The sequence below is a fragment of the Pseudomonas sp. GW822-FHT06D10 genome (genome assembly GCF_058799535.1).
Genome location: NZ_JBXALN010000001.1, coordinates 465,321 through 483,237, shown reverse-complemented (window position 1 = coordinate 483,237; position 17,917 = coordinate 465,321). Strand labels below are relative to the sequence as shown.

The 17,917-nt window shown below is 60.9% G+C and carries 23 protein-coding genes; 13 read left to right on the top strand and 10 right to left on the bottom strand.

Features of this window, described 5'->3' with window-relative positions:
* Window positions 1-104: 104 nt before the first annotated feature.
* Window positions 105-713 (bottom strand): NAD(P)H-dependent oxidoreductase, encoded by a 609-nt coding sequence (locus tag AC1RL5_RS02110; RefSeq protein ID WP_145711888.1) that lies wholly within the window; start codon window positions 711-713, stop codon window positions 105-107.
* Window positions 714-806: 93 nt separating this feature from the next.
* Between AC1RL5_RS02110 and AC1RL5_RS02105 the strand changes: the two genes are divergently transcribed.
* The 3 genes from AC1RL5_RS02105 to AC1RL5_RS02095 all read left to right on the top strand — a co-directional run bounded on the left by AC1RL5_RS02105 (window position 807) and on the right by AC1RL5_RS02095 (window position 2,869).
* Window positions 807-1,448 carry a TetR/AcrR family transcriptional regulator gene (locus AC1RL5_RS02105; RefSeq protein WP_072450128.1) on the top strand — a complete coding sequence of 214 codons (642 nt, stop codon included), beginning with the start codon at window positions 807-809 and terminating at the stop codon, window positions 1,446-1,448.
* A 54-nt stretch (window positions 1,449-1,502) separates the two neighbouring features.
* Entirely contained in the window at window positions 1,503-2,039 is a 537-nt protein-coding gene (locus tag AC1RL5_RS02100) for an HD domain-containing protein (RefSeq protein WP_072450127.1), read from the top strand.
* Window positions 2,040-2,134: 95 nt separating this feature from the next.
* Window positions 2,135-2,869, top strand: coding sequence for an HAD family hydrolase (locus AC1RL5_RS02095; RefSeq protein ID WP_072450126.1), 735 nt, complete (start codon window positions 2,135-2,137; stop codon window positions 2,867-2,869).
* 125 nt (window positions 2,870-2,994) lie between these two features.
* Here AC1RL5_RS02095 and AC1RL5_RS02090 read toward each other — a convergent pair whose 3' ends face one another.
* Window positions 2,995-3,480, bottom strand: a complete 486-nt coding sequence (locus tag AC1RL5_RS02090) for a winged helix-turn-helix transcriptional regulator (RefSeq protein WP_072450125.1) — start codon at window positions 3,478-3,480, stop codon at window positions 2,995-2,997.
* 116 nt (window positions 3,481-3,596) lie between these two features.
* Between AC1RL5_RS02090 and fabF the strand changes: the two genes are divergently transcribed.
* The gene (fabF, locus tag AC1RL5_RS02085; RefSeq protein WP_072450124.1) at window positions 3,597-4,865 is read left to right on the top strand and encodes a beta-ketoacyl-ACP synthase II; all 1,269 of its coding nucleotides are present in this window, start codon (window positions 3,597-3,599) and stop codon (window positions 4,863-4,865) included.
* A gap of 64 nt (window positions 4,866-4,929) precedes the next feature.
* Here fabF and AC1RL5_RS02080 read toward each other — a convergent pair whose 3' ends face one another.
* The 3 genes from AC1RL5_RS02080 to AC1RL5_RS02070 all read right to left on the bottom strand — a co-directional run bounded on the left by AC1RL5_RS02080 (window position 4,930) and on the right by AC1RL5_RS02070 (window position 6,336).
* On the bottom strand, window positions 4,930-5,397 hold the full coding sequence (locus tag AC1RL5_RS02080; RefSeq protein ID WP_492588987.1) for an anti-virulence regulator CigR family protein: 468 nt from the start codon (window positions 5,395-5,397) through the stop codon (window positions 4,930-4,932).
* A 132-nt stretch (window positions 5,398-5,529) separates the two neighbouring features.
* Window positions 5,530-5,763, bottom strand: a complete 234-nt coding sequence (locus tag AC1RL5_RS02075; protein ID WP_011061717.1) for a YceK/YidQ family lipoprotein — start codon at window positions 5,761-5,763, stop codon at window positions 5,530-5,532.
* 69 nt (window positions 5,764-5,832) lie between these two features.
* Window positions 5,833-6,336 carry a hypothetical protein gene (locus AC1RL5_RS02070; protein WP_492588988.1) on the bottom strand — a complete coding sequence of 168 codons (504 nt, stop codon included), beginning with the start codon at window positions 6,334-6,336 and terminating at the stop codon, window positions 5,833-5,835.
* A 196-nt stretch (window positions 6,337-6,532) separates the two neighbouring features.
* Between AC1RL5_RS02070 and AC1RL5_RS02065 the strand changes: the two genes are divergently transcribed.
* Window positions 6,533-6,778 (top strand): hypothetical protein, encoded by a 246-nt coding sequence (locus AC1RL5_RS02065; protein WP_011061719.1) that lies wholly within the window; start codon window positions 6,533-6,535, stop codon window positions 6,776-6,778.
* Between the two features lie 105 nt (window positions 6,779-6,883).
* On the top strand, window positions 6,884-7,525 hold the full coding sequence (locus AC1RL5_RS02060; protein WP_492588989.1) for a hypothetical protein: 642 nt from the start codon (window positions 6,884-6,886) through the stop codon (window positions 7,523-7,525).
* Window positions 7,526-7,659: 134 nt separating this feature from the next.
* Here AC1RL5_RS02060 and AC1RL5_RS02055 read toward each other — a convergent pair whose 3' ends face one another.
* Window positions 7,660-8,628, bottom strand: a complete 969-nt coding sequence (locus AC1RL5_RS02055) for a threonine ammonia-lyase (protein ID WP_492588990.1) — start codon at window positions 8,626-8,628, stop codon at window positions 7,660-7,662.
* 227 nt (window positions 8,629-8,855) lie between these two features.
* On the opposite strand from AC1RL5_RS02055, the gene AC1RL5_RS02050 reads away from it, so the two are divergent.
* Window positions 8,856-9,329, top strand: coding sequence for a hypothetical protein (locus AC1RL5_RS02050; RefSeq protein ID WP_072450120.1), 474 nt, complete (start codon window positions 8,856-8,858; stop codon window positions 9,327-9,329).
* Between the two features lie 90 nt (window positions 9,330-9,419).
* Here AC1RL5_RS02050 and AC1RL5_RS02045 read toward each other — a convergent pair whose 3' ends face one another.
* Window positions 9,420-9,557, bottom strand: coding sequence for a PA0050 family protein (locus AC1RL5_RS02045; RefSeq protein WP_011061723.1), 138 nt, complete (start codon window positions 9,555-9,557; stop codon window positions 9,420-9,422).
* A gap of 61 nt (window positions 9,558-9,618) precedes the next feature.
* Window positions 9,619-9,759: a PA0050 family protein gene (locus AC1RL5_RS02040; RefSeq protein WP_003083582.1), complete on the bottom strand. Its 141-nt coding sequence runs from the start codon at window positions 9,757-9,759 to the stop codon at window positions 9,619-9,621.
* 291 nt (window positions 9,760-10,050) lie between these two features.
* On the opposite strand from AC1RL5_RS02040, the gene AC1RL5_RS02035 reads away from it, so the two are divergent.
* The 6 genes from AC1RL5_RS02035 to AC1RL5_RS02010 all read left to right on the top strand — a co-directional run bounded on the left by AC1RL5_RS02035 (window position 10,051) and on the right by AC1RL5_RS02010 (window position 14,509).
* Window positions 10,051-10,524, top strand: coding sequence for a hypothetical protein (locus AC1RL5_RS02035; protein ID WP_015635918.1), 474 nt, complete (start codon window positions 10,051-10,053; stop codon window positions 10,522-10,524).
* A gap of 120 nt (window positions 10,525-10,644) precedes the next feature.
* Window positions 10,645-10,806 (top strand): DUF2986 domain-containing protein, encoded by a 162-nt coding sequence (locus AC1RL5_RS02030; protein ID WP_072450119.1) that lies wholly within the window; start codon window positions 10,645-10,647, stop codon window positions 10,804-10,806.
* A gap of 443 nt (window positions 10,807-11,249) precedes the next feature.
* Window positions 11,250-11,813, top strand: coding sequence for a hypothetical protein (locus AC1RL5_RS02025; RefSeq protein ID WP_011061726.1), 564 nt, complete (start codon window positions 11,250-11,252; stop codon window positions 11,811-11,813).
* 25 nt (window positions 11,814-11,838) lie between these two features.
* The gene (locus AC1RL5_RS02020) at window positions 11,839-12,234 is read left to right on the top strand and encodes a hypothetical protein (protein WP_011061727.1); all 396 of its coding nucleotides are present in this window, start codon (window positions 11,839-11,841) and stop codon (window positions 12,232-12,234) included.
* A gap of 531 nt (window positions 12,235-12,765) precedes the next feature.
* The gene (locus AC1RL5_RS02015; protein ID WP_492588991.1) at window positions 12,766-13,452 is read left to right on the top strand and encodes a class I SAM-dependent methyltransferase; all 687 of its coding nucleotides are present in this window, start codon (window positions 12,766-12,768) and stop codon (window positions 13,450-13,452) included.
* 7 nt (window positions 13,453-13,459) lie between these two features.
* A complete protein-coding gene (locus tag AC1RL5_RS02010; protein ID WP_093403572.1) occupies window positions 13,460-14,509 on the top strand; it encodes a hypothetical protein in 1,050 nt (349 codons plus the stop codon).
* Between the two features lie 260 nt (window positions 14,510-14,769).
* Here the strand turns inward: AC1RL5_RS02010 and AC1RL5_RS02005 are convergent, their stop codons facing one another.
* Window positions 14,770-16,263, bottom strand: a complete 1,494-nt coding sequence (locus AC1RL5_RS02005; protein WP_093403576.1) for a DUF1254 domain-containing protein — start codon at window positions 16,261-16,263, stop codon at window positions 14,770-14,772.
* Between the two features lie 35 nt (window positions 16,264-16,298).
* Window positions 16,299-17,753: a DUF1254 domain-containing protein gene (locus AC1RL5_RS02000; RefSeq protein ID WP_065364231.1), complete on the bottom strand. Its 1,455-nt coding sequence runs from the start codon at window positions 17,751-17,753 to the stop codon at window positions 16,299-16,301.
* Between the last annotated feature and the right edge of the window lie 164 nt (window positions 17,754-17,917).

Here is a 17,917-nt window from a genome sequence, read left to right as displayed (position 1 = left end):
ACCTTCGCCTGGTGCTGCTGGGGCTAGAACCAGCCCGACCTTCGACCGCGACCACCGCCCGCCCCCCTTCCCACCCTGCCCCTCTGGATATGCCTGGCAAAGCCTTACGCCGGCTCGGCGAGCCTGTGGGCACTGAACAAGGCCTGCCCGATAGCCCGGGCCCTTTGCAGATTGGCGGCTTGGGCGCCGGACTCCGATTCGTACAGCAACTGCGACGTCAGCACACTGGCCCCGCAGTAATCGAAGATCCCGTGATCAATCTGAGCCTGCATCGCTTCGAGGTAGCGGTGACGCTCATAGGTACCGGCATCAGCCCCAGCCACCCCCACCAGATGCACCCGAAGGCGCCCCAGCTTTTTCACCAACCTGGCATCGGCCTGGAAATCAAACGCCCAGCCATTGCTGAACACCCGGTCGATCCACCCCTTGAGCAGCGCTGGCATGGACCACCAGTAGACCGGATAGACCAGTACCAGAGCATCAGCGCGATCGATCCGGGCCTGCTCGGCGAGAACGTCCACAGGAGGGGTGACCTGGGTTCTGTGTACCGCAATATCTGCGGCGCCGAAGCGCGGCTCGAAGCCTTCGCTCCAGAGATCGGCAATCTCGAAGGAGTGCTCCGCAGACTCGGCCAGGCCTTCGGCAATCTGCCGGGCAAGGCTGTGGGTCAGGGACCTGGGGTCGTGATGGGCAAAGACAAGAAGTGCGTGCATGGCGACTACTCCCACAAGCGCATTGCGCTGATTGCAGAGGGTTTATATACTTTTAGTAAGTTACGACCAATAACCTACCTTTGGTATATAAGCATGTCAAGCCGCCAGAACACCGATACCTCACCGCGCCGTCGCCTGACACGGGAACAGCGCCTGCAGCAGTTGATGGGCGTGGCCTGGCAGATAGTTCGCGAACAAGGCACCGAGGCCCTGACACTGGGGCACCTGGCAGAACAGGCCGGTGTCACCAAACCCGTGGTCTACGATCATTTCGACACTCGGGCGGTACTCCTGGCGGCCCTCTACCAGGACTACGATCAGCGTCAGACCGCACTCATGGAGCAGGCGCTGGAGACCGCCAGCCCCACGCTGGCGGCTCGCGCCGATGTGATTGCCGCGTCCTATATGGATTGTGTGCAACGCCAGGGCCGCGAAATCCCTGGGGTGATCGCCGCCCTGGCCAGCTCGCCGGAGCTGGAACAGACCAAGCGTGAATACGAGGCCACCTTCCTGGAAACCTGTCGAGGTGCCCTTGAGCCCTTCGCGAACGGCGCCGTGATAGGCACCGCGGGCCTGCGGGCCATGCTCGGCGCCGCCGAAGCGCTGTCCCATGCCGCCACACTGGGAGAGATCAGCTTCGGCCAAGCCCAGGAAGAGCTCTGCGACACCATCGTGGCCATGATCGAAAGAGCCCGCGCCAGGCAACGCACGCCGGCATCCGGCGCTTCCCGTTAATTGTGAACCGACTCTTGAAAACGCGCCCCGAAGGGGTACCGCAAGGACGCTGCAATGCTATTGACCCAACTGGAACTGCTGGACGAACTGCTGCAACGCTATCGCGGCGAGCTGGGCAAGGATTTCACCGGCTATCGCAACCATGTGTACCGGGTCATCAACTTCTGCCACCTGCTTACAGGCACTGATGCCCTGCAGTTGCAGAAACTCTCCATTGCCGGAGCCTTTCATGATCTGGGGATCTGGACCGCCGGGACCTTCGACTACCTGCCACCCTCGTTACACCTGGCCGAAGCCTATCTGGAGGAAATCGGCAGGCTGGAATGGGCAGCCGAGGTGCTGCCAATGATTGAACTGCACCACAAGATCACCCCTACTGCCGCGCAGCCGGATAGCCTGGTGGAAGGCTTCCGCCGCGCCGACTGGATTGATGTCTCCCTGGGCATGCTGAGCTTCGGTCTATCGCGCCAGGATCGGCGTCGAGTGTTTGCCGCATTTCCCGATGCCGGCTTTCATCTGCGCCTGGTTCAATTGTCCGCCAGACGGCTGTTGACCCGTCCCTGGAACCCCCTTCCCATGCTGCGTCTGTAGACCTGTAGCAGAAGCCTCCACTCGGAACGCGTAGACTGCAGCAATCCCAGGCAAAACCGGCCGCGTATCCACGGCCGCCATCAATGAGAACACCCATGCCGCCCCACCCGCCAACCGGCCCCCTCGCCCCCACGGGCTTGCCATCCCAGGCCCCACAATCCGTAGCCCAGGCGCTTGCCCCGGACACCATCGGGATCAACCCCGATGCCAGCCAGGTGCTCTCGGTGTTCGATTTCGACGGCACCCTGACCCGCCATGACAGCTTCGTACCCTTTCTCAGGTTCGCCTTCGGCCACCGCCAGTTCAACCGGCGGATACTCGGCCTGGCCCTGCCCAGCCTGAGGTTCCTGGTACGCCGGGTCGATCGCGACCAGCTCAAGGCGCAACTGATCAGCACCTTCCTCACAGGCGTCGAGGCCGCCTGGCTCCAGCAGCGGGCAGAAGCTTTCTGCCAGCAGGCCTGGAACCGACTGATGCGCCCGGCGGGCGTGCAGGCGGTGGCCCAGGAGCTGCGCTCAGGCGCCCTGGTAACCCTGTGTTCTGCCTCCCCGGCCCTGGTCCTGCAACCTTTCGCCACACGCCTGGGGATCAGCTTGATCGGCACCGAACTGGAGGTGGTCGACGGCATACTGAGCGGGCGTATCACCGGCAACAATTGCCGTTGCCAGAACAAGGTCCTGCGCCTGGAAAGCGTCTACGGTCCGCTGAACCAGTATCGACTCCGGGCCTGGGGCGATACCCGCGGCGACCGTGAGCTGCTGGCTGCAGCCCAGGACGCCCACTGGCGGCACTTTCACCCTTCCTGGCGGCGCGGGCAGCGGGCACGCTGAGACGCCGGCCAGCCTGCGGGCGATAACGCCCTGGCGGCCACCAGCCAGAATCTGCTGGATACCCCAGAACCTGGCCGCCGCATAGCAACCCGCCACACCCGCGGCATCGAACCAGGCGCCAGGGCTCAGACAGCCGTAGCCCCCAGGCGCTGGCGCATGCTGGCACTGGCCGCGGGCCCGGCTTGCACCGTGCACGCCTGCAATGCCACCAACCGGCCGCTGGCGACCTCCGCCATCACAGGCTGTACCGCAAGCCCGGTTTCCCGCTCGACAAGTTGCACGCTCTCACCTTCGGGAGCGTAGTGACGATTGCCCCAGGCCACGAAAGCCATGAGCACCACGCGAAAGTCCTCGCCCTTGGCCGTGGGCACATATTGATAGCGCAGAGGGCGCTGGCTGTAGGCCTCACGCACGAGCAACCCATCCTCCACCAGGGAATTGAGACGCCGGGTCAGCATGTTCGGGGCGATCTCCAGGCTGCGGGCAAACTCGTCGAAGCGCCGCAAGCCATGCAAGGCATCGCGCATGATCAAGATGCTCCACCACTCCCCCACCCGCTCCAGGCCTCGGGCGATCGGACACTCGGCGTCAATCAGACTCTTTCGTTGCATGGCTGGCTCCTGCACTGCACCTCGGTAATTATGGATTCGGATGTTACTTTCATGATGATAGTATCGTCCACGCTTCGTTGTTCCCCAATCACGTACGCTGAAGGAGCAGGATCCGCATGAGCAAACGCATCGTAGTCACCGGCATGGGCGCAATCACGCCACTGGGTTGTGGAGTCGAACAGGTATGGCGGCGCCTGCTGGCAGGCCAGTCCGGCATCCGCTCGTTACCGGAAGAACTCATCGGCGAGCTGTCGACCACCATCGGCGGCCAGGTGCCCGACTCGCTCCAGGACCCGGAGGCCGGCTTCGACCCGGACCAACTGCTGGCCCCCAAGGAACAGCGCAAGATGGATCGCTTCATCCTCTTCGCCCTGGCCGCGGCCGAGGAGGCCCTGGCCCAGGCCGGCTGGAAGCCGGATACCGCAGAAGCCCAGGAACGCACGGCCACCATCATCGCCTCCGGGGTGGGCGGCTTCCCGGCCATCGCCGAAGCGGTACGCACCACCGACAGCAAGGGCCCGCGCCGCCTGTCGCCGTTCACCATTCCCTCGTTCCTGAGCAACATGGCCGCCGGGCACGTGTCGATCCGCCATGGTCTAAAGGGCCCCCTGGGCGCGCCGGTGACCGCCTGTGCCGCCGGGGTCCAGGCGATTGGCGATGCCGCGCGAATGATCCGCGCCGGGGAAATCGACATCGCAGTGTGTGGCGGTGCAGAGGCGGCCATCCACCGGGTCAGCCTGGGCGGCTTCGCCGCAGCCCGCGCCTTGTCCAGCGAATTCAACGACACCCCGGAACGCGCTTCCCGTCCGTTCGACCAGGCTCGGGATGGTTTTGTCATGGGTGAAGGCGCCGGCCTGCTGGTCATCGAGGAACTGGAACATGCCCTGGCCCGCGGCGCCCGGCCCATCGCCGAGCTGGTGGGCTACGGCACCAGCGCCGACGCCTACCACATGACGGCCGGCCCGGAAGACGGCGACGGCGCCCGTCGCGCCATGCAGCAGGCCCTGCGCCAGGCCGGTATCCAGGCATCCCAGGTGCAGCACCTCAATGCCCACGCCACCTCCACCCCCGTGGGTGACAAAGGCGAGCTGGCTGCTATCAGAACGGTGTTCGGCACCGACAGTGGGCTGGCCATCAGCGCCACCAAATCCGCCACTGGCCACCTGTTGGGTGCGGCCGGAGGAATAGAGGCGATCTTCACCATCCTCGCCCTGCGCGATCAGATCGCCCCGGCCACCCTCAACCTGGAAAACCCGGACAGCGCCGCCGCAGGGCTGGACCTGGTCAGGGGGCAGGCTCGCCAACTGGCCATGCAATACGCACTGTCCAATGGCTTCGGCTTTGGCGGGGTGAATGCCAGCGTGCTGTTCAAGCTCTGGGAATAGCCCTTCGGGTCAGGGCTCCCTGCCGGGGTTTGAGTTGCGATTGGTTGAAACCCCGGCAGCCCCATCAGTTCAACACGTCATTCAGCACTTCGTAGATAACCCCGCTGGCAATGGCCACCAGGATCAGGTCTGTACCGGCCTGCCGCCACTCATACCCCTCATAGCGTGGCAGTTGCCCGAGCAGCCGGCTATCCAGCTTCTTGGCTATGCCTGGTGGAAGGGGCTTGCCACGGGCCAGGTTCTTCTGGATACCGGGAGGCAACGCCGGTCCCGGGCTCCAGTAATCACGGTGCCCACCCAAGATGCCGAGCACGTTGCCACGATCAATGCTCGGGCCATGGCTCCAATCGTCAGCAGCAGGTTTCTTGCCCTTGCCGTGGCCCTCCCGGTTGCCCTGGCCACGATCATCCTGGGCGCCCTGCTTGGAATGGCCTTGCCCCTTGCCCCCGCCCGGATCGGCCAGTACCAGGGGGGAAGCCGCAGCCAGGAACAGGCAGACAAGAACGGTAACAAGCGGACGCGATGTGTGCATGGTGGTTCTCCTCAGGCAGCGATTGCCAGAATCAACTCTAGACGGCCTTTCTAACCTCGGGTCGCCCCCGCTCCTGAGCACGGATCGGCCCGCCCACTCACCTGACCGTTCAGCCCAGCTGAACCTCCAGAATCAAAGGCTGCAACTGTGCTGGTATTCAAAGGGAAACATCAGCGTATCCACCACCCCGGAAAACGGCGCATCCAGCGCCAGAAACGGCCAGAGCACGCCGTTGTTTTCCTTTGCCAGCGCCCAGTCCATGCGCACGCCGATATAGGGACAGGTGTAGGGAGTGGTTCGGGTCATCAATGCCGTGCACCCGCTCAGCCCCAGGGTCAGCACCAGCCACAACAGACTACGCAACACGTAACGTCCTTAATACTTGCGTCGGAAAGCACCATGGGTGCTGCATGACCAACGCTTCAGAGATCGAGATCAAGCCTTGTAGTCGCAATGGATCTGCAGGCTTTCGGTAGGGTTGCGATGAATCTGAAAACCGCACTGCCCCAGGGTGGCCTTGACCTCCTCCACTACCGCCGAGTAACGCGCCTTGCGCTGTTCCTGGCGGGCCGGCGAGGTAAACACACCCAAGGGCAGAAAGCGCAAGCGCTTGCCATCGAGGACGATGGACAGGTCGACATGAGTGCCGTCCACGTCATGGCCATTGGAGCCGAAAATATCCTCCAGCTCCTGCTTTCGCCGCGGGTAACACAGGCAGAAAAGCCGGATGCCCAGCCAGCGCGACAGGGTTCTGAAAAACCCCAGGTAACTGCTGTTGGGTTCGTAACCCCGGGTTACCAGCAGTTGCACGGCGCGAGGCAATCTCGACTGCACCTCAAGCAGTTGGGCGAAGACCCGGGCATCTATCGAGACCTCTGAAGATGGCCAGCGTGGCCCTATCTTCAAGCCCTGGTGATCACCCTTTTTCAAAATCAGCATGCAGATCAAATCTGGTTTCCAGGCGGACCAGAATGGTACACAGAGCGGCCCCTGAGCGCTGGAAAATCGCCGTACAAAAAACCCGCTCACCGACGCAAATCCCCCCTTTTCTCCCCGTGACAGCCCACCGACGGTTTAGTTAAACTGCTAGTGGCTCATAGCCATTACCCTTCATCACAGTGACCGCAGGGGCTGTATGTACGACTTAACGAATCTGGTCATTGTCGATAGCCGCTTCGGCTTGAACGTCTTGCAGGTCACCGCGGACCTGGTCGCCGGGGCACTGGAAGAACTGCTGCAAAATTGCGCAAGCGGCGCGAACATCACCCAGAAACTGGATTACTCCATCCTGAGCATCTACCAGGACAAGCTTGAAGCGGCCATCCGCGATATGAGCCTCCCGGTCCTCCCCATGCTCAGTGCGGCCGACAGCCTTTGCTGACAAGCCGCCAACAGGGGATGGCCGGGCTGAGGTTTCCTGGCAACGCCTGAGCAAACCCTTTACATTGCTCGCCGGCCCCCCCCTCTTGATTAAGGACAGATCAACATGAAGCTTGTTTACGCCCTCTCACTTGCAGCGCTGGCCCTGGTTGGATGCGACAAGAAACCCGAGCCGGTGGCAACCGGCCAGGCAGGCACTGCCGCCCAGTGCTTCAAGGACACCGATTGCAAGGGTGATCGGATCTGCGAGACCGGCAAGTGTGTATCGCCACAGGCGGCTCCTGCCCTCGGCGAGCGCCCCGCCCCGACAGTCGCCACCCAACCGGCCCCAGAAGCGCCCCGGGTCAGCTACGTACCGCTGATCATCAGCGGCGACGACATCGGTGGCGTATTCACCACCAGCACCCGCGAAATGGGCGGTTCGGCCATCAACTATGTATCCCGCGCCGGTGTCGTCAACGTGATGGACTACGTGGTTGAAGACCCGGACCTCACAGGATACGTCGCCGTCGAGAAAGCCTATGCCTTCGGTGGCAAGTATCTGCTGGTGGTCTCCACCGGAGAAGGTGGCGCCAGCTGCCCCGCCACCACCTACGCCTTCACCTTTGACAGTGCCTCGGAATCGGTGACCGGCAAGATGGAAATCAACAACTGCTCGGAGCTGGTCGAAAGCCTGGCCGATGGCAACAAGCTGATCGTCAAGAAAGAAGACGTGCAGCACGTTTTCTACAATGGCGATGTGAAGTAGGACCTGCACGGCTGGCTGGCCAACCTGGTGCGCTGAGAGGGCTGCTCGCCCCCTCTCAGCGCCGGAGCGCGTACGTCAGCCAGCACTCGCTTTCGATAGCGAGCGACCTGTTACAGACATCACCCTGGGAATGTTCAGGAAATTCCCGCATAGGTAGCCCATTTCGTCATGTCTTGAAGGGATATGTTCCCACCACAGACGACAAGGCCAATAACCGCGTCGGCAGGCAGCCTGGGCGCGGTGGCAATGACCGCGGGCACAAGCGCGCCAGAAGCCAGCTCAACCCATTGCCTTGCCCCTTGCGCAAAGGACAGCATGCCCTTGATCGCCTCTTCGTCAGGGACCACAACCATGTCTTCGACATAGTGGCGAGCGTGGGCAAACATCAGCTCGTCGATAATCGGAACGCCAAGGGTGGAGACGATCGAACTGACGTCGATATCCACCGGCCTGCCCGCCTGCAAGGCCTGGCTCATGGAGTGTGCGCCGGCGGTCTCTACGCCCCAGACCCGGATCCCCGGCTTGATCGCCTTCAAGGCCGTGGCCACCCCCGCCAGCATCGCCCCGCCGCCGACCGCGACAAACACGTCGGTCAGGGACGGGCAGTCGGCAATGAACTCAAGGGCCAGTGTTCCATGCCCCTCGGCAATCAGCGTGTCGGCGCAATCGTCGATCACCACATAGCCCTCTGCCTCCAGGGCCTTGGCCCGGGCAAAGGCGGCATGCACATCCGGTTCGACAATGACCGTACTGCCGGAGGCGCGAATGCGTTCGACCGACGAAGACGGCGCGCTCTCGGGCATGATCACCGTCACCCTGGCGCCGAAGCGCTTGGCCGCCTCGCCGATGGCAATGCCGAAGTTACCCCCACTGACGGCGACGAAGTGGCTATCGCCCAGGCCCTCCTGCAACGCCGAGAACTTGTTGAGTACCCCGCGGGCCTTGAATGAACCACCGGCCTGCAGGTTTTCAAGCTTGAGAAAGACAGGTCGTTCAACCATGCCTGCCAGCATTGAACTTTCCACCGTCGGCGTACGAACTACCGATCCATCTATCCGCTGCGCTGCTGCAACGATGGATTTGAAATCAATCAGCTGAGTCATCTGGGGCCAATATCCTTGGTCTGAATGTGTGCTGGACTCCCAACGTCCGTGCCTGGCCAGCTTCGCCAGCCGCGATGAACGCTACAGGACAAATCGGGGAATGCGCCACCTATTCAAGAGTTATGGACAGCCGATGAGCCACCTGGAGTAACTCATGGATCATCGCTGCAAAAACAGCGTCGCCCAGTGGTAGGCTACCGGCCCTCCACCATCAGGAAGCCTTCCCAGTGACGCCCATCATCTGCGCCAACGAGTTCGACATCTGTGTTTCCATGCCTGACTTCGTCACCTGGGCGCAGGACGAGCCTGTTCCCAACGCCGATCTGGCGGCGGCATTGAACACCCTGGGAATCGCTCTCGACATTCGCAAGCTGTACACCAGCTACTTCGACGAAACCCCGGTTGGCGCTGGCGACGTCCACATTTATCCGGGTACCGAAAGTGCAAGCCTGCTGGTCATCGATCTCTACCGAGACCCCACCGACCAACTGGATATCGTCAGTATTTCGTTGAAGATAGAACCTCTGTTGCTGCCCTTGGTCCTGCCTCATCTACGAGGTTTTTTTGATGCTGCCGAGTGCCAGGTCGCCTTCAGGCAGTCCAGCCATTCACAGCAGTTGCGCGCGCTGATCGATGAAACCCGATACCCCGCCCCAGCCGATGAAAACGGCTATCGGCAGCAGCTGATCGCCCATCTTTGAAGAACCGGCCACAGGCGCTTCGGCACCTGCCGATCAGGCCCAAGGCAGAAGCAGGCCCGACCTGGGCCGGGCCTGCCATTGGCAACTAGCTCAAGGGCATTCGCAGGTGGACGGACCGAATACCGGGCCGCTGCACGGATCTTCGGACGGGCCGAACACCGGGCAAGAAGCCTGGGCCGTCAGGGTGAAGCCCCACAGCAGCAATACCGCCAACATCACTTTTTTCATTTGCGACCTCCTGGTCAGTCATCCAGTCACCCATGCCCCCTGACGAGGGCACGGACATTCATCAAGGGCATTCGCAGACCGTAGGCCCGAGCACCGGGCCAGCGCACGGATCCTCTCCCGGCCCCAGCACCGCGCAGTCGGCTTGCGCCGTCAGCGAAAACATCCACAGCAGCAGCGAAGCCGCCAGCATTTTCCTTTTCAACCTGACCTCCTTGGTCGAGACCTCGATAGTGTTCTGTGCCCTGCTCCGTCACCAGAGGCGGACACAGGCCCCCTGTATGGCATGACGCAGGCTCAGTCCGCGCGCCCTGCCGCCGGGCCCGAGACAGCAAAGACCACTGCCGGCGATTGCGCCAGTGTGGCGTGTTGTCGCGCCTGTATGGCCGGCGAAAATCAGCGCACGGCGACTCTTCAGCACAACCTTGCACTGGCCATGCCGATATTTTTCAGATTATCTTTTGCCGAAAATCCAGGAACACAAGGAATCTGTGTCATGCCTTCACTCAAGCTCGTATGCCTTGCCCTCACGGTTCTGACCATCAGCGCCTGTGCCATCCCAACAGCGAAGACCGAACCCAACGACGTCGAGATCGCCGCCCAGAAACTGGTGGGGCAGCCGGCCAAGAATGCGTTTCAACTGTTCGGCAGGCCCGACCAGGGCATGGGGCCTTCTTCCTACGGCAGTGGAGGTTTCTACCTGTGGAACCGGGTGCAGACCCATACCACGCCAGAGAAGGTCTTCGTGCAGACCGGCGTCGAGTACGTCGGCCAGAAGGAGACCTGGGTAGGCATTGGCGGTGGCGGGGTCGGCGGCATGATGCCGGTGGGGAGCGAAGCGGTCTATCGCAAGACCGGGTATGAGGAAAACCGGACAGTGCTCGATTACTTCTGCAGCATCACCCTGTACACCGATAGCCAGAACATCATCACCGATGCCAGCGTAATCGACTGCAACAGCAAGAAGTGATCGGGTGCTCCAGCTAAACAGGGCCGCCACCCAGTCTTGTGCAACCAGGGTTCACCCCGGGTGGCCGGCCTGCCCCCCTTAGCTGATATCATTCGGCAACTTACCCGCCGAGTCGCACACATGAACCGCCGCAAGAAAATCAACCAACTGCTGAAGGCCAACGCCAAGAAGGCCAGCGCCAAACTGGCACCGAAGAAGAAGTGCACCTACATCAGCAAGGCCGATCGCTTGAAGCTGGCGGCTGAAGCCGCTCAAGACCCGGTCATCGCACCCGAAAGCTGATCCAGCCCCCCCCAACTGCCTTGGCCGCCGTAGCACACTGCCCCCTCCCTGAGCGGCCCTGGCCTTTACCTGAATTCACCCTGCCCCCTCAAGCCTGAGCGCTCCATCGACCTCCTGCGGCCTGCCCTGGGATAGCTGCAAGCTGCAGTTTCCGCGGCCCTGCTCGATAGCAGCAATACGCCATTAGCACATTTGCCCTAATCGACCCACGACGCCCGGCGCACCTATATTTCTACCCTTGAGCGGCCCACCTGCTGCCACGAACAAAAAACTCGAGGAGCGCCCTCTGGTCATGGCAGCCACTCACCAGAGTTCGCCCTGCCCATCGCCCGATACAGCCCCTGAGCTTGGCCACTCACTGTCTTGCCAACGGACTGAGTTGATTTTTCTTCACCCGCAAGCACCGCCTCCAGGTGCCCACCACAGCAAAGGATTGTTGCCCTATGCTCACCTCCCTCAGACCCTGGCTGCCCGCCTTGCTGCTGTGCAGCCCGCTGGCTGCACAAGCGGAAAGTGCCCCGGCCGGCGACTTCTGGATGATTCATCACCAGGGCAGCCTCAACAAGAACGAAGCCTTCATCGTCGACGGTGAACCTTCCAACATCTTCCTGCGCAAGGGCGGTGTCCGTTCGCTGGGCGTCTATCAGCTCTACGAAGAAGGCGGCAAGCCAACGATGACCGCGTATGACGTCGAAGTCGACTGCGCGAAGAACCGGGTGCGCCTGAACGGCGCGCAGAACTACAGCAAGTTCTTCAACGACTTGCGCCCGAAGAAGGTTTCCACTCAATGGCAAAAGCAGCCCGAGCCCTGGATAGCCCAGACCCGGGACTTCCTCTGTCATCCGGAGCAGCGCCAGGCGAAGCAGATGTATCCGCTCGGCAAGATGCCTACCTCGCAGATGATTTCGGCCGCTCCGGGGCTGTTCCAGTTAATGAATCACGAGCACACCAAGACGGCCATCCTGAAGATCGTCGACCAGGCATTCGATCAAATGCCCGCCAAATGAACGCACTATTTATGGAGAACGTGCGATGAAAAGACTGCTCGCACTGGGAATAGCCGCCATCCTGCTCAGCGGATGCTCGGCCATTCCGACCCTGCCCGAAGCCCAGGCCCGCAACTACTGGAAGAACCGCCCGGTTGGCGAGGCGATCGAGCACTTTGGCGTCCCCAACCAAGTCGCCACCGCCCCCGAAAAGGACTGGGTGGTACTGATCTATAAACGCGACACCTCGTACACCTCACGCGAAGCGCTCGGCACCTACACCGGCCCACAGAACGGCCAACTGGTACACGCTGAATACTGGGGCGACGTGACCAACTCAGCCAGCTGCGAAATCCGCGTCGCCATCAACCGCGCCAGGCAAGTGGACTACCTGCTGACTCGAGGCCGATGCGCCGGCATAAAGCTCAAGCCAGAAGCCTGACCCTCCTTGACCCGCCCCGGGTGGCCAGAGCCACGCCGGGCCAGGGGGCTGTTCCTGGCCCATGACCCACCTCCATAGAGGCGGCACCAGCCGATCTACTGGGCGGTATAGCTCGCATGGCATCGAACAACCATTCCAAATTTGACCTGTCGCCACTGCTACAGCACTATCCGCCTGCCGAAAAACGTGTAGGGGTCGTGCTCGATGGCAGGGCGGCGAATTACGCTGCCACGAGCTACTCCCGCAGGTTCAAATGGCGGGCTACCGGCTGATCAATCTGCAGTCACCCCGGACAGCGCAGGGGAGGCTCGCAGGGGAGTATCGCAAGACCCAAGGTTGGCTTGGCCAGTGTCGCCTTGCCCGGCACGGTAGCGGGCGAACACTGCAAATGATTGTTGGGAGCTGTACGTGGGCGACAGTTACCTGGCAACAGTTTTTATGACAAGTTGAGCCCCCTAGGCCCCAGGGTGTTCACGTACTAATCATTTATTTACGGTGCCTGGAGTCCGGGCATTTAGTGCCGAGGTATTTATGGGATTGCTTGATAGAGATTTTAGGTTGGACAGTGGTGAACGACTCACCGCATTGCACCCGGATGCACTCCCGCCCGATGCCATCGCTCGCTATGAATTCGCACGCGAGGTCCTCGCCGACCTGCCGGGGCCGCTGCTGGGCGCCGATATCTTTTGCGGCAATGGCTATGGCACTCATCTGCTGGCGCAATCCCTGCCCTGCTTCATGCACGGCATCGACGGCTCGGCCGAGTCCATTGACCTGGCTAACCGCAATTATGTCGATTTGAACGTACTGTTCAGCCAGAAATTTTTCCCGTTTTCACTGCCAGCCAACCACTTTGATTTCATTGTGTCGATCGAGTCCATTGAGCACGTCGAGCAGGGCGAAGCGTTCTTTGGGCTGATGGTCCATGCATTGAAGCCCGGCGGCCGATTGATTATCTCCGCACCCAACTCACAGGTTGTGGACCTGAGCAAAAACCCCTACGCGTGGCACTACAAGCACTACACCGTGGAAGAGTTCCTGAGCTTGGGCGAACGGCATGGTTTGACCCTGATGACCTGGCTGGGGGCCGACTGCACGTTGGTCAATCCAAATAGCGGAAAGGTGGTCTCGGGCAATTACTACAGCCCCCATAGCGGTGCTTTGACCGCAGGCCGTATCGGCGATACGCAAACTTTTTACTTCCAGAAACCACAGTGAGCCCGGCATGACTGTTCGCAAGAAACTCTACTTTATCGGTTGGGATTACAGTACGCCGCGATCAGTGCCCTTCAAGCGCGCGTTGCAGGATCTGGACTTCCCTTGGGAACCGGTGGCGTTGGTGCACGACAAGGTACTGATTGATGCCGTTGATGGCATTCAACTGATGACCACTGAAGACTTCCTGGCGCAATGCATTCCGGGACAAACGACGGCCCTGCTGTTTTCTCACGATGAGCAGCAACGCAGTCTGTGGCAACGCCGTGGTCGTGACCACGGTATTCAATGGGTCGACCAGGGCGAGTTGCTGATGGACTACGCCGCGCTGTTGAGCGACAGCGGGCGATCCCGGGATCTGGGGACGATGATCCTGCCGCAGGCATTCGACTCGGCAGCCCGTGACGCACTCAGGGCTTTTTGCGGGTGCTGGCCTGACGCGAAGTCCAACCAGACCTTCGAGGCGTATCTGAGCTTTCTTGATACCGGGTTGGCCACTCGGCTGTCCGAGGTCATGCAGCCCCTGAGTGAGCATCCGTTTTATCAGGCTGCCGCTCAAAGGCAGTCCATGCAGCCTTGCGAAACTGAAAACACCCTGGTTTGGGAGATCGCACCCAAGCGTACGGCCTTTCTTGAGCAAGCCGTATTGCAGTCCCCGAGCAAGCGCGTCAATTACGCATTCTCTGCCATGAATGCCGCAGGCATTGCCGGCGAGGCTGCCAGGCTTAAATTGCTACTGCAGGGCCTGGGTATTTCACCTGCTGCGTCCTCCGTTCACAGCGAGGGTGGGGAGCTGTTCCAGACAGGCGTCGACGGCTTCGATTTGCCGGATATCGCGGCGCCGCGCAAATGGTTGCATCTGCAGGTTGATGATCCCGTCACCCTGCTACAAGCGCTGTCTCAGCACACTCGCGAGTTGCTGGCACATGTGCGAGTAGGTCTGCGCCCGACGCAACTGCTTCAATTGCTGGAGCGTCATCCCATCGACAGCATGACATTGATCTGCGACAGGCCTGGCCCACTGGGATTACAGGTGACAATCAATATAAAGGGGCAGTGAGCGAACTCCCCGCTCTGTGCAAATCACCCACGGGTCGACAGTCACTATGGCTGTAATCGTCCGGCCTGATCCCAACGTTCAGGGAAATGGTGTCCACCTATTGAAGTGGGCACCATTTAGCCTGATTCAGACATAGCTGACGGCTATTAATGAATGCTCAACGCTATCGCGCAGAGGATTCAACGTACCGCTCACCGGCTATCATTCGAAAAGCATTGCTCGCATTGGCCGTCTTATCGGGCACGACACGAGCACACTCATCACTGCTTGAGCAAATCACTCGGTTTCCAGCTCTGGTCAAAGAATGCCTGCTTGGGCCCGTAAAGCCGCACGATCACCAGGAAGCCCTTGTCCGGTACGGTCTTGATCCAGTTCTTGCCCTCGCCCGGAGATTTCGGGCCAAAGTAGATATCGGTGGAGCCGTCGCTGTTCTGCACCGGCTTATCCATCTGATTGAGAGACGGGAACGGCTGGCCGTTGTCCAGGCCCGAGGCGGTCAGGTTGTCGTAGGCGGTCACCGACCAGAACAACGCCGCAGGTACATTTGCCGGCAGGTTGAGCTTGTAGGTCTGGGCACCGTCGAGGAACTTGCCGTCGGCATCACGGGTGGTCGCGGGATACTTGGCACCGGCACCGACCATGTTCATGACCATGCCGGGGCTGTCCGAGTAGGCCGAAGTGAAGAACGCCACACGCTGCTCAAGATTGGTGAAGCTGCCACTGGACTGAAACTCGGTGTTTTCCCCGGCGAAGGTATTCACGTATTGCCGATCTTTGTAATACAAGCCGCCCGGTTCCTTGAGCAGCAAATGGCTGGTCACCACCTTGCTCATCTTGAACGCGGTGCGCGCCGCTTCATCGAGCAATTTGCGCCGTTGCGCATCCGGAGCGAAGGGCTTGCCCTTCTCGATGCCCAAGGTGTGCAGGAAGCCACGCATGTCCATGTCTGCCGGGTCCACCGCTTCGGCGTCAATGAAGCGCGACAGCATGTCGAAATAGCGACCATCCTCGGGAAATAGCATGTTGATCGGTGCGCCGGTGGCATCGGGGAATTGCATCGGCAGCGCCGAATCCTTCTTGCCCAGCGGATAGATCTTGGTGCGCTCGACTTCAGCCACCGGCACGCTGAGGTCTTTCGGATCCTTGAAAAAGGTGCGCCAGAACAGGAACACGTTGTTGGTGCGCGAACGATAGACGTATCCCTCGGTCGGCTCCGGCCCCTTGTAGTCCGGCGGCAACAGCACGTAGGTGCCGCCCTTGCCCTTGTCGGGGCCAGCCAGGCCGACGTCACCGCGCCAGGTCTTGCCGTCGATGGTCGGCCCAACGATCGGGCGCTGGAAGAAGTCGTCGAACATGCCCTGTACACCGGGCGGTGCTTCGACCACCAGGGGACCGTACTTCTGCAGGTCCAGATAACTCATGGCGTAGACCAGATCGGAGTTCGGCGTGGTCACCAGCGTCTTGGCATTGATGCGTTTTTTCCAGGTGGGCAGGATGTTGTAGCCAGCACCGAACTGTTTTTCCGAGGCCTCCTTCATCGACCAGATGTTGATCGCCGGCAAGGCCCACAGGTACGACTGCACGGCGCGCTGGAATACCAGCTCATCGATCAGGTTGCGTGCAGTTGTCTCAGTCGGGAAGCCCTTTTCAAAGGGCTGGTTGGCCAGTTCCTCATAACGCGTCGCAGCATTGGCCAGGCCGCTCAGGGTAATGGCTGCGGCCAGGGCCGTCAGGGAAGTGCGCAAACGGTTCATGGGCTGTCCTTATGAAACGCAGTTGGAAAATCGGTTCAGTTGACCTTGACCACCGCCGGTGGTGTCCACTGGCCGTTCATCGCAGCGGCTTCCGGCCAGTAGGCGCGAACGTATAGCGAGAAGTCGGCGCCCTGGGGCGCGGGGAGCCAGTTGCTTTCCTTGTCCGCGCCCGGCGAGTCGCTCTGCACATAGAGTGTCAGCGAGCCATCGGCATTGCTCTTGAGCGCTTTGTTCTTGGTGCCGAGGGAATAGCGTCCCAACGGGTTTTCGGCGAAGAAATGCTGTTGGTTGTACAGCGTCAACGACCAGAAGCCCTTGACCGGCGGCAGCGCACCTTTGGGGAAGGTCACGCTATAGCGCTGGGCGCCATTGAGCCGAGTACCGGCCTCGTCCAGGTCCTGGTAGAAATACTTGGTCTCGATCTGCTTGTTGACGAAGATATTCGACCGGGCGACTGCCGTGCGCAGGAAGTAATCGGTACCAAACGCCGCGCCGTTGCTGATGGTGCTCCAGTGATGCGGCAATTGCTGGCCGTAGTTGCGAAACTGCAACAGCGGCTTGACCACCTCGCTGTCAGCCTTTTGCGCTTCGTCGATCATGGCTTTTTTCAGCTCGGGGTCGCGCTGGGCGATTTGCGCCAGCACCGCCAATTGCGCATAGCGCGCCTCTTCACCCGGTAGCGGCCTGGCGTCCTTGAGAATCGCCGGCAGTTCATCAAAGAACTTTTCCGGGAGCACCCAGCGGGTCTCCTCGTCTCCCGATGCCTCGGCAGGGAATTTCGGCGACTTGCTCCAGTCACGCTGCTTGAGTTTGCCGTCGTACTTGGACAGCGGGTACATATCGATGCCTGACAGATAGGGCTGGATGGCCTTGCGATCTTCGGCGGTATCGTCCTGGAATACCCGCGGGATCACGAAACCGGTGTTGGTCTTGGCGCGAAACACCTGGGCAATGCCTTCCGGTACCTTGCCATTCCAGTCCGGCCCCACCAGTAGATAGAAGCCCGGCTTGGTACCGTACATCTTGCCCAGTTCGGCGAAGCTGTCGGAGCGCAGGTCCACCAGTTGATACACCCAGAAACGGTCGCCGAAGTCCGGCACCTGAATCACCACAGGCTCGATATCCAGGGCAATGCTGCCCGCACCGTAGACCACATCCTGGTTCGGGCAGGCCACCAGTCGCTCGCCAGGGGAAATGTAATCGGTGAGCATCGACAGATGGTTGATCGGTGCTACGGGCACGATACCGCCCATCAGTCCCGGCTCCGGCAGGTCCTTGAACTTCTGCCGGCGGTTGAAGATATTGGCCATCGGCCAACCCCAGAAATACGCTTCCCGCGCCATCATCCGTACGTAGGTTTGCGTGACCTTCACATCGGCTTCAGGCCCGGAGACCTGCGCCATCGGCGAGGTTTGCGCCTGCACAAGCATCGCGGCGAGCATCACTGACGTAGCAATCAAGCCACTGATGAATACGGGGGCTTTCTTCATGCGGCTGCTTCCTTGCTTGAGTGTTTTTTTGGCGAGCGAATCTTTTGCGGCAAGATTGATCGTTGAAAAAACTAGCAGAGGATCCGGGTTCTGCCAGAGAAACGGACAGCAATTCGCCCTCTCCCTGCCTCTAGCTGCGCAGGTCGTTATGGGCCTGCGAAGTC